We start from the raw sequence: 13842 nt of genomic DNA on the forward strand, positions 1-13842 counted from the left end.
TGACGCATACAAGAGGCACTGATAGGATGTAAGATGATGAAATCAGATAAACAGATATATGTTCGTAGGGCATTATTGCCTTCTGGGTGGGCTGATAATGTTTTAGTCGTATTGAATGATAATGGGTGTATCCAACACGTTATCCCGAATACGCAGTCTGCTGAAGAGCTATTGCCATTCACATTATTGCCTGCACTTATTGATACCCACATTCATGGTAGTGCTGGTGCCGATGTGATGGATGCGACCCATGAATCGCTCAATAATATATCTCGTTTCTTAGCATCGAAAGGCGTTGGCGCATTTTTAGCAACAACAGTGACCGCCCAGCATAAAGATATTGAGCGGGCATTGGTTCAAGTGAAAGATAGCCAGAAGCAAGGGGTAGATGGCGCCGAAATTCTAGGAAGTTATCTTGAAGGGCCATTTTTTACGGCCCAACATAAAGGAGCTCACCCAGAAAGCTTATTGCACCAACCTGAGAAAGCCCTATTACAGCAATGGATATCACTTGCTGAAGGAAGTTTAAAATGTGTAGCTCTCGCACCCGAGCATCCAACCTCTCTTGAACTAATACCTTGGTTAAAATCACAAGGGATCCGTGTCATGCTTGGCCACTCCAGTGCGGATTATGCATTGACTCAGGATGGGCTAAATCAAGGTGCGGATGGGGTTGTTCATTGCTATAACGGCATGAATGGCCTACATCATCGTGAGCCAGGCATGGTCGGTGCAGCCTTAACCAACGACCAATGTCAGGTTGAATTAATCTGTGATGGTCATCATGTACATCCTGCCGCTATCAAAGTGGTTTACCGCTGCTGTGGGGAGCGGTTACTACTGATTACAGATGCGATGCGTGCTACTGGCATGCCTGATGGTGAATACTCTCTCGGTGAAATGACTGTGCAGATGAAAAAGGGGGTTGTCAGAACAGAAAGTGGTAGCCTCGCAGGGAGTACCTTAACCCTCGAACAAGGAGTGAAAACATTGCAGCAAGCTTGCGACATATCATTCGCACAAGCATGGTTACATGGCAGTTTATATCCAGCAAAAGCATTAGGTATTGCGGATCGTCTGGGATCAATCGCCCCCAACAAGCAAGCGAATTTAACGCTCTGTGATACAGCAGGCGAAATACAAGCAACCTTTGTAAACGGTAAGCGGGTTTTTCAACGATAAACAGATTTAGGGTATGAAACGCCATGCCCTAAGCGGTTGTCTTGCAATTGTATGAATAGATGTAGAATGGAACGTTGTTATTCTTATTAATTAAGAATAACTTGTTATCAGTATGTGAATATAATTCCATGATTTTTATATGGAAACTGGCTTCAGTAAATCAGATTACTTGATTTAAATAGGCTATTTTCCTGCTTCGGCTGTGTTATGATACCTGCCCCCGACTATTTTTTGCTATTTTTTAGTCAGAGTTCTGATTGCTAAGCGCAAAAAACTGTGTATGGGAATATAACATATAATGATAAAAATCAGTCGGATAGGCTACTATGCTTTTACTTATTGATAATTACGATTCATTTACTTATAACCTATATCAATACTTCTGTGAATTAGGGGCGGAAGTACTCGTTAAACGTAATGATGAAATTTCTATCGAAGAGATAGAGTTGTTAGCGCCTACACACCTAGTGATCTCACCAGGCCCTTGTACGCCTGATGAGGCAGGGATCTCTCTTGAAGCAATTAAATATTTTGCAGGGAAAATCCCTATCTTAGGCATTTGTCTTGGTCATCAAGCGATCGGTCAAGCCTTTGGTGCAACGGTTGTGAAGGCTAGAGAAGTGATGCATGGCAAAACATCGGCTATTCATCATAACCACCAAGGGGTATTTAAAGGTTTAAATCGGCCACTAACAGTTACACGTTATCATTCTCTCGTTATTGCCGCAGAAACATTACCAGCGTCTTTTGATGTCTCCGCATGGTCACTGAATAACGGTGACGTAGATGAAATTATGGGAATACGTCATAAAACTCTGCCAATTGAGGGGGTTCAGTTTCACCCAGAAAGTATTCTGAGTGAACAAGGCCATGAATTACTGAATAATTTTTTAAAATATTAGTTACTCACTGTATCTATAAAAAAATAAATTCATCCCCATCACTCGCTTTGCTATTGCTCTTTTGTGATTTTTTATTCATATTTAATGATTATATTTTCACTTAGGCATTGGATAAGGCAGGTGAGGGGTATGAAAGAACCACAAGCAGTAAATCGGCAAACTTATGATCAGGTTATTTTACCTATTTATTCTCCAGCGGAATTTATTCCTGTCCGTGGGGAAGGTAGCCGAGTTTGGGATCAGCAAGGTAAAGAATATATCGATTTTGCTGGTGGGATCGCGGTATTGGCATTAGGCCATTGTCATCCTGCATTAGTTGCTGCTGTTCGTGAGCAAAGTGAGAAACTATGGCATGTCAGTAATATTTTTACTAATGAGCCAACCTTAAGATTGGCACAGAAGCTGATCAATGCGACGTTTGCTGAGCGAGTGTTCTTCGCCAATTCAGGGGCGGAAGCTAATGAAGCTGCGTTTAAGTTAGCGCGCCATTATGCCATTACCAAGCACAGCCCATATAAAACCAAAATTATTGCGTTCAAACAAGCTTTCCACGGGCGTACTTTCTTTACGGTTTCAGTTGGAGGCCAAGCGAAATATGCGGATGGTTTTGGGCCGAAACCTGCTGATATTATTCATGTGCCATTTAATGATCTCGATGCCGTGAAAGCGGTGATAGATGAAAATACCTGTGCGGTGGTATTAGAGCCTGTTCAAGGGGAAGGTGGTGTGACTGCTGCCACGCAAGAGTTTATGCAAGGTGTGCGTAAGCTATGTGATGATAACAATGCATTACTGGTATTTGATGAAGTACAAAGTGGTATGGGGCGCACTGGGCAGTTATTCTCTTATATGCACTACGGCGTGACACCGGATATTCTGACTACAGCTAAGGCTTTAGGTGGCGGTTTCCCTATCAGTGCAATGTTAACAACCCATGAAATTGCGCAAGCTATGGGGTTGGGAACTCACGGTACCACTTATGGTGGTAACCCATTAGCCTGTGCGGTTGGTAATGCAGCATTTGATATTATCAATACAAAAGAGGTACTTGATGGTGTGACAAAGCGTCGCGAATTATTTGTTGCTCATTTGAATAAGCTGAATGAGAAATATAATATTTTTGCTGAAATTAGAGGTATGGGGCTATTAATTGGTGCAGAGCTTAAAGGGGAATTAAAAGATCGTTCGAAAGATATTTTACAAGCTTGTGCCAATGAAGGATTAATGATGCTTAATGCTGGCGCTAATGTATTACGTTTTACGCCATCGTTAATTATTTCGGAAGAAGAAATTAATAGTGGTATGTTGAAATTAGAAAAAGCGATTGAACGTATTCTGAAATAAATACATTTTTAACACTCAAAGAGGTTAATACCTCTTTGAGTCTTTTTGACCCTATAAATAATTTGGGGTATTTGCCTTTCATTAAAGGTGACCGTTTAGGCGGTCACCAAATACAATAATAAAACGGCTCATTGCCTGTTTCCCGTTTTGAATTGGCATACTCTACTTTTTAGAGGCCGATTCAATCGCTAAATAAATGGCTTTACGCACAGGATCATTAGAGCCTGATTGAGGGGGATTTTTTCATGCTCAAGGTGTTTAGTTAATTCCACATTTAATGTTGTTTCAACGGTCAGTTTAGTTAGCCGTCGAGTGAACTGATTGAGCCGCTTCTCGTTTAAATTCCGCCCTGAAGTTACGTCGAATTTGCTTTGTTATACATGTCACCTGTTAAGTTATGCAGTGTATAATAACAGCTCTATTTAGGTGGCCAAATTAACTATGCCACTACACATACATCTATTCCGAAGGTGAAAGCGGAATTAATTAATAAATAAAGAAAAAAGCGAAATATTTAAAGATACTAACCAAGGAAATAGACCGGATTATTTTTTAGGTGATAAAAATCGTCCAACGTTAATTAACGATAGAATGAAACTAAAGTAGAAAAAATCCTAGCAAATATGTATCGAATGGAAATATGGCTTCTGCTCATGCTGAAGTTGGTACTATTCGTAAGCATATGAAGATTATTACCGTTAGTCGAGATATGAATATGAGGGTGACAAAAGAGCCTGTATGTGGATATTGCCGCAATGGCAGATAAAGAAGGATTGAAATTATCAGTCAGCCGGATAATCAACGACTCGGCTTGGTGTGTGAGGGTAAAGTGACTGCCTGCCGTAAACCCGAGCTCATTCTGCCACTGACCACTAATAATCAGCTATGGGCGGGGGCGCAAGTACCCCATGGTATACTGTCTTGATTTTACCGCGTGTTCTTTAGCTGTTTGTGTTTTTACAGTACAATCACCTCGACTATAGACTTAAAAATCCTTAACTGTTCAATCAGTTACCAGTAGTTAATTTTATCTACTGAGATTTGATTTCACTTATTCAATAAATAACTTCATTGGCATGATTCAGCCAGCCCACACACTGGATGTCGGCAACAAGCGTTATATTTTTCGGGCTAAAAATCTAATTATCGCTGTCTCAATTAAGGAGCTGTGGACAAGTAATATTGGCACGTAGTTGAAAATGCCTTCCTGTAAATTTAGAAATACCGAGCCGTCGCAACTCGGTATCACAAATTAACAAGCAATTATGAAAACATGATTGCCTTAGCATGTTCAGTCATGTGGCTCCCTATATGATTTATTAAAAAATAAACAGCAAAGGTCAACATGCCTTAGCACTTTTTGTATTGATATTTTTTGTATGATTAATGCTAATTTCTTTCTTTGGCATTTTATCGATATTTGTTTTGCGCGGATCGGCAGTCGAAGGGGATAATGCCATTCCACTCAGGTCTCTTTTTACCTGCCCATTGATAATCACTCGCCCCTTGCCCTGAGAATGAGATGAAATAATGTCAGTAGCCTGATGAATGGAACGTTTTTTTCTAGGTTGATCTAATTCCTGAGTGATAGTCGGTATCTTGAGGGGAATTCGGCTTCCTTTTTGATGTGCGATTGGTTTTGGGGGCGTGAAATTTTTAATTATTGCCTCTTTCTCGGATTGAGTTTGTGCTTTTTTATCCATATACCATACTAAATCCAGCTCTGAGTAGTCAGTGCCAATAAGGCTTGCATTGAGTTCTAATTTTTTCAGGTGGATCATTGAATTCACCTTTAGTGATTCAGCAGAATAACTATTAGCATCTAAATTAGCAGCAACCCTCTCACATTTAGATCTCAACTGCTCAAGTTTTTGTCGAAGATCCGTTGTGGGTCTAGGTATATTTAGCGAATGAGCTGACTGGTTACCACTCATATTACAATCATGCTCTTTAATCGTATTTGTTGAATGCTTCGATTTTAATGAATAGTTCAATGGTAACGATAATGAGGGCAGAGAAGGGAGTTGACTCTCCTTTAGGATATTGGCGATATTCATTGCCGCATCGATTTTAGCTTGTCGCTCTTTAAATGCGTTGTCATCGAATTTTACTGGTGTAGGTAAGGTGATTGATATTGGCTTAATGCTATTTGTTTCGTTAAGAAACTTATATTTTGCCTCTAAATTATTTCTTTTTATCCGGCATGATTCAGAGATTGTCTCAGGGGTCATATTGCCACGCTTTAGCATCTCTGCATGAGCCGTGATTGTTTGGTTGATATATTTTAGGGATGGACGATGTTCACTTATTTTCATTTTAATAAAACCTTCAAATAATAGTATATTAATTATTCTAGATTTTATTTTTTAGTAGATATGAATAATATAAAATAACGATATTAATGCTATTTTCTGGTTTTTCGGTGATGTTGAAGCAAAAATGGCTCTATATCAAAGATATAAAGCCATTATGCAATCGCGGTCTTACCAAAGTGGTGAGACTAATATCGGTTAACGAGTACCGTACACGACAATCGTTTTACCGTGTGCGGAGATCAGATTTTGGTCTTCTAGCATTTTCAAAATGCGACCAACGGTTTCGCGTGAACAACCAACGATTTGGCCAATTTCTTGGCGAGTGATCTTAATTTGCATTCCATCTGGATGCGTCATCGCATCGGGCTGTTTCGCTAAATTAAGCAGAGTTTGTGCAATACGGCCTGTCACATCAAGGAAAGCAAGGTTACCGACTTTTTCTGAGGTGGTTTGCAGGCGACTTGCCATTTGCGCAGAAAGGCGCATAAGAATATCAGGATTGACCTGAATAAGTTGACGGAATTTTTTGTAAGAAATTTCAGCGACTTCGCAGGCACTTTTTGCTCTAACCCAAGCTGAACGTTCTTGTCCTTCTTCAAATAACCCTAGTTCACCAATGAAATCTCCCTGATTTAAATAGGAGAGGATCATTTCTTTGCCTTCTTCATCTTTGATTAAAACAGCCACTGAGCCTTTAACGATATAGTAAAGGGTTTCTGCTTTTTCACCCTGATGAATCAGAGTGCTCTTGGATGGATATTTATGAATATGGCAGTGTGACAAAAACCATTCAAGAGTAGGGTCTGTTTGTGGCTTGCCGAGAACCATTAGCGTTATCCTCTGTATGTTAATACAGCCATTCAGTTAATTGTAACGAGAACGGCTGGTTTTTAAAGTCACTAGCTTAGCATATTAATTCGCATTATAGAGCAAGTTAATACCAACACTATAATATTATCAATTGAAACCTTGAGTTTTGATCTTAACCCTATCAGGTGGAACTTTGTTTGTAACATATTCAACCGAGAAAGTCTTGCTTTTATCGGTTCAGCATCTTAAAGCAGCTATTTGATTGAAAGTATTTATGCAACAATGTTATCTTTTAGAAAATATTTTCCTAGGGGAATTAAATATGGAAGCAAGAGTTAAATGGGTTGAAGGTCTCTCATTTTTAGGAGAATCAGCATCAGGCCATCAAGTTATGATGGATGGCAATTCAGGTGATAAAGCTCCAAGTCCAATGGAAATGGTGTTAATGGCGGTTGGGGGGTGTAGTTCAGTGGATGTTGTGTCTATTCTACAAAAAGGCCGCCATGACGTAAAAGGTTGTGAAGTTAAATTAACCTCACAACGCCGCGATGAAGCTCCACGTTATTTTACCCATATCAACTTACATTTTATTGTAACTGGAACGGATTTAACGGAAAAAGCGGTTGAACGTGCAGTTCAACTTTCGGCTGAAAAATATTGCTCAGTCTCTTTAATGTTAGAAAAAGCGGTTAAAGTTACCCACAGTTTTGAAATCCAGAATCAATAATTTATTTATTAATTATATAATTTTTTTAATTCATGATGCTTATTTATTAAATAATAATAAGCATCATCGGCGCTTAATCGTGTTTCTGCTTTATTAATTTTTCAACGAGAGGTGTCATAATTAATTCCATGGCTAAGCCTAATTTACCGCCAGGAACAACAATGGTATTCATTGCTGATATAAATGAGCCGTTTAACATGGACAGTAAATATGGGAAGTCAATTTGTTCCAGCCCCCTAAAACGGATCACAATAAAACTTTCATCTTGTGAAGGGATCGCTTTCGCAGAAAATGGGTTTGATGTGTCGACAGTGGGGACGCGTTGGAAATTAATATGCGTACGTGAAAATTGCGGCGTAATATAGTTGATGTAATCCCCCATTGAACGAACGACGGAGTCCATGACGGCTTCACGTGAATGGCCGCGTTCGGTCGTATCGCGGATCAACTTTTGAATCCATTCAAGGTTAACAATTGGTACAACGCCCACCAATAAATCAACATGTTGTGCAACATCATTTTCTGGCGTCACCACCCCGCCATGCAAGCCTTCATAAAAAAGAATATCACTGTTCGCAGGCAGGGACTCCCATGGCGTAAATGTACCGGGTTGAAGCCCATACGGTACCGCTTCATCATAGGTATGCAGGTACTTACGCGATTTACCATTACCATGTAAGCCATACTCTAACAGTGTCTGCTCTAATAAGGCGAAGTCATTGGCTTCTGGACCAAAGTAGCTGATATGGCGGCCTTGCTCTCTCGCCTTGCGAATAGCCATGTCCATTTCAGGCCGAGTATAACGATGGAAACTATCACCTTCTAAGGTTGCGGCTTGAATATTTAATTGGTGGAATATTTTACGAAATGCCAGACTTGTTGAGGTGGTTCCAGCACCGCTAGAACCGGTAATTGCAATAATGGGGTGCTTTTTTGACATCGTGGACTCCCTGTGTTGCGTTACGTCCACGCTGTTTAAGCCATGAGCGAAACGGGGTTACGGGCGAAACTGATTTTTAGGCATAAAATTAACAGATTCGTGCAATTCTGACCAGACTAGCACAATTTCCCCAGAAACTAACAGCCGTTTCACATCATCCACTTTCTGCTGTAACGTCTTTTCATGCTCGCCGTAATCCGTTCCTTCACGGAGCACATAAGCTTCAATTAGGTTTTCCAAAGTTTCAGGTGCTAAATCTTTCCAAGGAATAATCATGATTGTTTATCCAAATACGGTGTTAGCCACTGTGGAATACGTTTCTCTAGCCACATTTCTGGCTTTCTTAAACTACCACTAACAAAACCAACATGCCCACCATGCTCTGTCATTTGGTATTCAATATTAGCAGGTAAACGTGAGATATCTGGCACGACTTCAGGTGCCATAAAAGGGTCATCTTTTGCGTGAATAATTAATGTTGGTTTTGTAATACGAGGCAGCCTTGGTAATGCACTGCATTTCTGGTAATAGTCGGTCGCATTCTCAAAACCATGAATTCTTGCGGTGATCACATCATCAAATTCACGAATACGTTTTAGCTGCTTTAATTGTAGCAAATTAAGCGGTAATGAACCCGGGTAGCGAACGAGTTTACGTGTTGCGTTACGCTTTAATCCATTAAGTAAATAGCGTTGGTAAAATTGAGAAAACCCTTTTTCCATACGGATTGAGCAAGGCTCTAGCATTAAAGGTGCGGAAACAACAACACCTGCATCAATATCGGCGTCATCACCATTTTCTGCTAAATAGCAGGCTAACATATTGCCACCAAGAGAATAACCAACAGCCGCTGTCGGAACATCCCCCCAAGTCTGCTTTAACCAATGCAAAAAGTAACGTGCATCACTGGTTTCGCCAGAGTGATAGATCCGTTTTTGGCGGTTAGGCTCGCCGCTGCAACCGCGAAAATGCATAATCACACCCAGCCATCCCTGCTTTTGGGCACTTTCAAGCATCCCATGCGCATAGGGGCTTTTAAAGTTACCTTCTAAGCCATGAAAGATGACTAAACGAGGTTTTTTGCTTGCCTGTTCGGGAGCTTCACTCCATGCAAGATCAATAAAGTCGCCATCAGGTAGCTCTAGCCGTTGCCAAATTGGTTTGATTTTCGGCGTTCTACGAAAAATTCTTGGCAATAATGTTTGAAGATGTGGATTTTTAGCCCAATTAATAGGGCGAAAGTTTTCTGACATAGCCTTAATTTAATTTAGTAATTCCCTTGTAGGGCACATAACATACTGTTATTTTTTTATGATGCAAGTATGCTCAATTTTTGAGGATTGATTATAAATGAGTCTAGGGCTGGTTTTTTCTCTTTTTACATTTCTATTCATTGCAGCAATAACACCTGGCCCTAATAACATGCTATTAACATCAAGCACGGCAAATTATGGGTTTCGTCGCAGTATTCCCTTATTATTAGGGATTATGTTAGGCATGCAATCAATACTTTACCTCTCCGCTTTCGGTGTTGCAGCGCTTTTATTGCTTTATCCTGCTTTGCATGTGGCGATGAAAATCGCGGGTAGTACGTACCTATTGTGGTTAGCATGGAAAACCGCTACGGCTCGTTATTCGCCACTAAAAACAGAAACGACAGCAACAAAAAATATCAAATGGTATCAAGGTGGTTTGTTACAATTTTTAAATCCTAAAGCATGGATGATGGGGTTAGGTGCTGTGGGGAGCTATAGTCTACCCGGAGAACTGTTTGTGCAATCCATTATCATCATGAGTATTGCGGTGGTTACCGTTAATTTTGTGGCAGGGCTAATCTGGATGGCGGGCGGAGCATTGATCGGCCATTTTCTAAAAAGTCGCAGAGCGTGGTTTATTTTTAACTTAGTGATGGGGCTATTAACCGCGGCGTGTGTGCCATTAATTTGGCTCGAATAAAAAAGGGGGGATAGATAACCCCCCCATTGCATTGATTGGCTTTATGTTAAATCGATATTTTTGCTGCCAAATAAGTAAGTGAAAATAAATCCACACACATAAGCAACAGCAATACCACCAACATACACAGCCATTCCTGCAAATACGCCTTGGGCTGATGTCATTAGCGGAATGGCGACAAGACCCGATGGCCCGAATACGGTATTAAGCCCGACAGGTAACCCCATCCAAGCGATTAGCCCAATGAAGAAACCACCCGCAGCACCCCCCAAGCAAGCCGTTACAAAAGGTTTTACTCGAGGCAAGGTGACACCATAAATCAGCGGTTCGCCGATACCGAGGAAACCCGGAATGATAGCGCCACGAATTTGATTACGTAAGATAGAGCCTTTCTTCGCTTTCGCATAGAGCGCTAATGCTGCACCGACTTGTCCTGCCCCCGCCATTGCTAAAATAGGGAATAGGGAGTTGAAGCCTTGTGCATCCACTAGGGCAAAGTAGACGGGAACAAACCCTTGGTGTACACCAAACATCACCGCAATCAAGAATAAACCCGCTAATATTGCCGTTCCGAAAGGATTACCGTTTAAGTGCATAAACAGCCATGACATGCCATTAAATAACCAGCTTCCTAGTGGCATAATGACAACATAAGCGGCAGCACCAACAATAAGCAACGTGATGGTTGATGTTAAAATCATATCGAGGTTAGAAGGAATGATTTTACGGACTTGTTTTTCAACCGATGCACCGAAAATACAAGCGATTAACACGCCAATAATGCTACCACGCGGGTCGATATCCCAACCAAAGAAGTTGGTCATTCCAGAAAAGACCCCTGAAGTGGCATTTGGGTCATAACCAAGGACGAATAGTGCAGCGATGATAGCACCATTGACGCCACTTCCACCGAATGCTTTTTGCGCGTTATAACCAATCAGAATGCTTAAAAAGCTAAATAGCCCCTTACTAAACACTGACATATACAGGATCAGATGAACTGCGAATGTCTGTTGTTCAGGCGACTTCGGTAAACCCCCAGGGTAAAGGGTTTGAGTTGCTAACGTAGCAAAACCGAGTAATAAGCCTGCTGCAATAAAGCCCGGAATAAGAGGGGTAAAAATGGTCGCAAACTTAGATAAAAAACGATGAATTGCACTTGTTTGCTTTTGCTTCATTTGCTGTTTATTGGATGAAGCGAGGGCATTTAAGTTATTTTCTAATGATGTATCGATGTTAGAAAAGAAACCAGATTCATCGCTTTCTAAGAGCTGATTCATGAGATCAGAGGCGGTTTGTGCTTTGCCGGGGCCGAGTACAATCTGCAATTGATCTTCACTTTCAATCACACCAAGAACGCCGGGGATCTGTTTAATTGCTGTTTTATCGACAAGTTGGTCATTGTTGAGGGTCAAACGTAAACGTGTCATACAGTTTCCTGCATGACGAATATTTTCACTACCCCCGACATTTTGCAGGATTGCCTGCATCATTTCTTTTGTTATTTTAGCCATGCCATTTACCCTATCAGTTCCCGTGTATTAAACGGACTTTGCGACATTAAGAGCTGTACGAATAAAACCTTGGTTGTCCGATAGCAATTGACGCGCTTCCTGAGCATCAAGCCCAGATAAGATCATCAAAATTGCAGTTTTACAGTGTCTTTGGCATTGTTGTAGTGCTAGCTCCGCAGTTTGCCTGTCACACTCAGTTGCCTCCATGACAATTTTGACTTGTCTCTCAACCAATTTGGCATTGGTTGCCTCGACATCCACCATTAAATTACCGAAAACCTTTCCGATACGGATCATGGCGCCAGTCGTGATCATATTGAGCACCAGTTTTTGTGCAGTACCTGCTTTCATACGTGAAGAGCCAGTCACGACTTCAGGCCCGACAATAGGGGTGATGGCGATATCGGCAGCATTTGCGACAGGGCTATTCGGATTACAGCTGATTGAAGCGGTAACTGCGCCGACCTTGCGCGCATAAGCCAGTGCCCCGAGTACATAAGGTGTACGCCCACTTGCCGCGATACCCACTAAAACATCTTTATCATTAAATTGGATATTAAGCAGGTCTTGCTCACCCAGCTCTGGCTTATCTTCGGCATTTTCCACAGCGCGAAAAATAGCTTGGTGGCCGCCAGCGATTAAGCCGACCACCTGTTCATGAGGTGTACCGTAGGTAGGAGGGCATTCACTGGCATCTAAAATTCCTAAACGGCCAGAAGTGCCAGCACCAACATAAATTAAGCGGCCACCATTAAGAAATGCTTGGGCCACCTTATCGACAAGTTGGGCAACTTGCGGCAGGACTTTCTCAACCGCTAAAGGCACTTGCTTGTCTTCGTTATTAATGACTTGCAACATATCGATGGTCGACAGTTGATCGATATTGGTGCTCGCGGCGTTACGGCTTTCAGTTACCATTCTGCTTAAGTCAATGGTCATAATAAATTACTCCTACCTCAGTTAATGAGGCGATATTAAGGAATTATTTATTCCAGTGATGTGATAATGATCACGGCGTTCTCTATTCTGAATTGCCAATATGAAAGAATATTTTCGGATAATTTAGATTGCTTAAATAAATTACTTATTGAATTTAAAGGATTAAAACTAAGTAATGAAGTTATTCTAATAGGAATAATTTATTTTTTATTATATTCAACAAATAAGGAATTAAGGATGACTTTACTGGATACCATCACTTGTTTGCTGCCAAGACTTGCGGAAAACCAACGTAGGATCGCTCAGTTTATTCTTGAGAAGCCAGAGCGTGTACTGAGCTTATCGTCACAGCAGTTAGCGGAAACATTAAATGTGAGCCAATCCGCTGTGGTGAAATTTAGCCAAAAAGTCGGTGTCAAAGGGTATCCAGCATTGAAGTTAGCGTTAAGTGAGATCATCGGACGGCAGCAATTTGATGAGGCCAATCCGCATACGGCGTTGCATAACCGTATCACGCAAAATGATAACTTGATGGTAGTTGCACAAAAATTAGCATTAGAAAAAAATTATTCGATTACTGAAACAACTCGCCATATCGATTTCAAACTGTTTGAAAAAATTGTGGATGCCATTGATAAATCCCAGCGTGTACAAATTGTTGGCATTGGCGGCTCGGGGTTAACCGCGAAGGATTTAAGCTATAAATTACAAAAGATAGGCATTACCACATTGGTGGAATCCGATCATCATGTGCAAATTGCTGCAGCGTTGACATTGACCCCACAAGATACACAGATTGTCATTTCTTTTACGGGCAAACGTAAAGACATGCTGACCGCCGCGAGTATTGCACGTAAGCAAGGCGCGAATGTGATTGCAATCACCCGTAGCCGGCTGTCACCGCTTGCTCAATTAGCTGATTATGTGCTTGAGAGTATCGCGGAAGAAAATGAATGGCGCAGTTCATCGATTTCCTCACGCACGGCACAAAATACCTTAACCGATCTGCTGTTTATGGCGCTATTACAAAAACGTGAAGCACGGGCGAAAATGTTGGTGATGAATGCGCGAGTCATGATCAACAGGCTAGATGAATAAAAATAAAGCTGTTTTTTATCAATTAGTAATCCGCTTGTTTTTGCAAAAAGTACCTATTTGCGTTAAGACTAATGTAGTGAGTGAATAATTTGACGTAATTTATAGGGGCATTATT

Annotated in this window: 14 protein-coding genes and 2 pseudogenes; 8 read left to right on the plus strand and 8 right to left on the minus strand. The window is 41.1% G+C overall.

Annotated features, from left to right (window positions below; translation table 11 throughout):
• Positions 1-33: 33 nt before the first annotated feature.
• From nagA to argD, 3 genes are all read left to right on the plus strand, one after another.
• Entirely contained in the window at positions 34-1182 is a 1149-nt protein-coding gene (gene nagA / locus M1E93_RS01245) for an N-acetylglucosamine-6-phosphate deacetylase (protein WP_004923842.1), read from the plus strand.
• A gap of 326 nt (positions 1183-1508) precedes the next feature.
• On the plus strand, positions 1509-2084 hold the full coding sequence (locus tag M1E93_RS01250) for an aminodeoxychorismate synthase component II (RefSeq protein WP_004923848.1): 576 nt from the start codon (positions 1509-1511) through the stop codon (positions 2082-2084).
• Between the two features lie 129 nt (positions 2085-2213).
• Complete coding sequence (gene argD / locus M1E93_RS01255; protein WP_042117047.1) at positions 2214-3428, plus strand: bifunctional acetylornithine/succinyldiaminopimelate transaminase; 1215 nt, start codon at positions 2214-2216, stop codon at positions 3426-3428.
• Between the two features lie 81 nt (positions 3429-3509).
• Here the strand turns inward: argD and M1E93_RS01260 are convergent.
• A pseudogene (locus M1E93_RS01260) lies at positions 3510-3650 on the minus strand (IS256 family transposase); the annotation flags it as partial.
• Between the two features lie 418 nt (positions 3651-4068).
• Here M1E93_RS01260 and M1E93_RS01265 point away from each other — a divergent pair.
• Together M1E93_RS01265 and M1E93_RS01270 are read left to right on the plus strand one after the other, a co-directional pair.
• The gene (locus tag M1E93_RS01265; protein ID WP_419177201.1) at positions 4069-4194 is read left to right on the plus strand and encodes a cytidine deaminase-like fold-containing protein; all 126 of its coding nucleotides are present in this window, start codon (positions 4069-4071) and stop codon (positions 4192-4194) included.
• A gap of 414 nt (positions 4195-4608) precedes the next feature.
• Positions 4609-4743 (plus strand): annotated as a pseudogene (locus tag M1E93_RS01270) (IS5/IS1182 family transposase); the annotation flags it as partial.
• 25 nt (positions 4744-4768) lie between these two features.
• Here the strand turns inward: M1E93_RS01270 and M1E93_RS01275 are convergent.
• The gene (locus M1E93_RS01275) at positions 4769-5743 is read right to left on the minus strand and encodes a hypothetical protein (RefSeq protein ID WP_104873046.1); all 975 of its coding nucleotides are present in this window, start codon (positions 5741-5743) and stop codon (positions 4769-4771) included.
• A gap of 195 nt (positions 5744-5938) precedes the next feature.
• Positions 5939-6571, minus strand: coding sequence for a cAMP-activated global transcriptional regulator CRP (gene crp, locus M1E93_RS01280; RefSeq protein ID WP_004923862.1), 633 nt, complete (start codon positions 6569-6571; stop codon positions 5939-5941).
• Positions 6572-6875: 304 nt separating this feature from the next.
• On the opposite strand from crp, the gene M1E93_RS01285 reads away from it, so the two are divergent.
• Positions 6876-7280, plus strand: a complete 405-nt coding sequence (locus tag M1E93_RS01285; RefSeq protein ID WP_014656965.1) for an OsmC family protein — start codon at positions 6876-6878, stop codon at positions 7278-7280.
• A gap of 73 nt (positions 7281-7353) precedes the next feature.
• On the opposite strand, the gene M1E93_RS01290 is transcribed toward M1E93_RS01285, so the two are convergent.
• Genes M1E93_RS01290 through M1E93_RS01300 form a run of 3 tightly spaced genes read right to left on the minus strand, consistent with a single transcriptional unit; the run spans position 7354 to position 9473 of the window.
• Positions 7354-8220 carry a phosphoribulokinase gene (locus M1E93_RS01290; RefSeq protein ID WP_004923866.1) on the minus strand — a complete coding sequence of 289 codons (867 nt, stop codon included), beginning with the start codon at positions 8218-8220 and terminating at the stop codon, positions 7354-7356.
• A gap of 57 nt (positions 8221-8277) precedes the next feature.
• Positions 8278-8496: a YheU family protein gene (locus M1E93_RS01295; RefSeq protein WP_004923869.1), complete on the minus strand. Its 219-nt coding sequence runs from the start codon at positions 8494-8496 to the stop codon at positions 8278-8280.
• A complete protein-coding gene (locus tag M1E93_RS01300; protein WP_004923872.1) occupies positions 8493-9473 on the minus strand; it encodes a hydrolase in 981 nt (326 codons plus the stop codon). The genes M1E93_RS01295 and M1E93_RS01300 overlap by 4 nt, the downstream gene beginning before the upstream one ends.
• A 97-nt stretch (positions 9474-9570) precedes the next feature.
• On the opposite strand from M1E93_RS01300, the gene M1E93_RS01305 reads away from it, so the two are divergent.
• Positions 9571-10176: a LysE family translocator gene (locus M1E93_RS01305; protein ID WP_004923874.1), complete on the plus strand. Its 606-nt coding sequence runs from the start codon at positions 9571-9573 to the stop codon at positions 10174-10176.
• 41 nt (positions 10177-10217) lie between these two features.
• Here M1E93_RS01305 and murP read toward each other — a convergent pair whose 3' ends face one another.
• Positions 10218-11690, minus strand: a complete 1473-nt coding sequence (murP, locus tag M1E93_RS01310; RefSeq protein ID WP_004923877.1) for a PTS N-acetylmuramic acid transporter subunit IIBC — start codon at positions 11688-11690, stop codon at positions 10218-10220.
• A gap of 27 nt (positions 11691-11717) precedes the next feature.
• On the minus strand, positions 11718-12629 hold the full coding sequence (gene murQ / locus M1E93_RS01315) for an N-acetylmuramic acid 6-phosphate etherase (protein ID WP_040132705.1): 912 nt from the start codon (positions 12627-12629) through the stop codon (positions 11718-11720).
• 237 nt (positions 12630-12866) lie between these two features.
• Here murQ and M1E93_RS01320 point away from each other — a divergent pair, with 237 nt between their 5' ends.
• A complete protein-coding gene (locus M1E93_RS01320) occupies positions 12867-13727 on the plus strand; it encodes a MurR/RpiR family transcriptional regulator (protein WP_014656964.1) in 861 nt (286 codons plus the stop codon).
• Positions 13728-13842 lie beyond the last annotated feature (115 nt).

The organism is Providencia sp. PROV272 (genome assembly GCF_049901975.1).
Classification (GTDB): domain Bacteria; phylum Pseudomonadota; class Gammaproteobacteria; order Enterobacterales; family Enterobacteriaceae; genus Providencia; species Providencia stuartii.

Bases quoted from the DNA above. Each gene is read 5' to 3' on its own strand.
- nagA (WP_004923842.1), top strand. From the start codon at position 34: ATGATGAAATCAGATAAACAGATATATGTTCGTAGGGCATTATTGCCT.
- M1E93_RS01250 (WP_004923848.1), top strand. From the start codon at position 1,509: ATGCTTTTACTTATTGATAATTACGATTCATTTACTTATAACCTATAT.
- argD (WP_042117047.1), top strand. From the start codon at position 2,214: ATGAAAGAACCACAAGCAGTAAATCGGCAAACTTATGATCAGGTTATT.
- M1E93_RS01265 (WP_419177201.1), top strand. From the start codon at position 4,069: ATGGCTTCTGCTCATGCTGAAGTTGGTACTATTCGTAAGCATATGAAG.
- M1E93_RS01275 (WP_104873046.1), bottom strand. From the start codon at position 5,743: ATGAAAATAAGTGAACATCGTCCATCCCTAAAATATATCAACCAAACA.
- crp (WP_004923862.1), bottom strand. From the start codon at position 6,571: ATGGTTCTCGGCAAGCCACAAACAGACCCTACTCTTGAATGGTTTTTG.
- M1E93_RS01285 (WP_014656965.1), top strand. From the start codon at position 6,876: ATGGAAGCAAGAGTTAAATGGGTTGAAGGTCTCTCATTTTTAGGAGAA.
- M1E93_RS01290 (WP_004923866.1), bottom strand. From the start codon at position 8,220: ATGTCAAAAAAGCACCCCATTATTGCAATTACCGGTTCTAGCGGTGCT.
- M1E93_RS01295 (WP_004923869.1), bottom strand. From the start codon at position 8,496: ATGATTATTCCTTGGAAAGATTTAGCACCTGAAACTTTGGAAAACCTA.
- M1E93_RS01300 (WP_004923872.1), bottom strand. From the start codon at position 9,473: ATGTCAGAAAACTTTCGCCCTATTAATTGGGCTAAAAATCCACATCTT.
- M1E93_RS01305 (WP_004923874.1), top strand. From the start codon at position 9,571: ATGAGTCTAGGGCTGGTTTTTTCTCTTTTTACATTTCTATTCATTGCA.
- murP (WP_004923877.1), bottom strand. From the start codon at position 11,690: ATGGCTAAAATAACAAAAGAAATGATGCAGGCAATCCTGCAAAATGTC.
- murQ (WP_040132705.1), bottom strand. From the start codon at position 12,629: ATGACCATTGACTTAAGCAGAATGGTAACTGAAAGCCGTAACGCCGCG.
- M1E93_RS01320 (WP_014656964.1), top strand. From the start codon at position 12,867: ATGACTTTACTGGATACCATCACTTGTTTGCTGCCAAGACTTGCGGAA.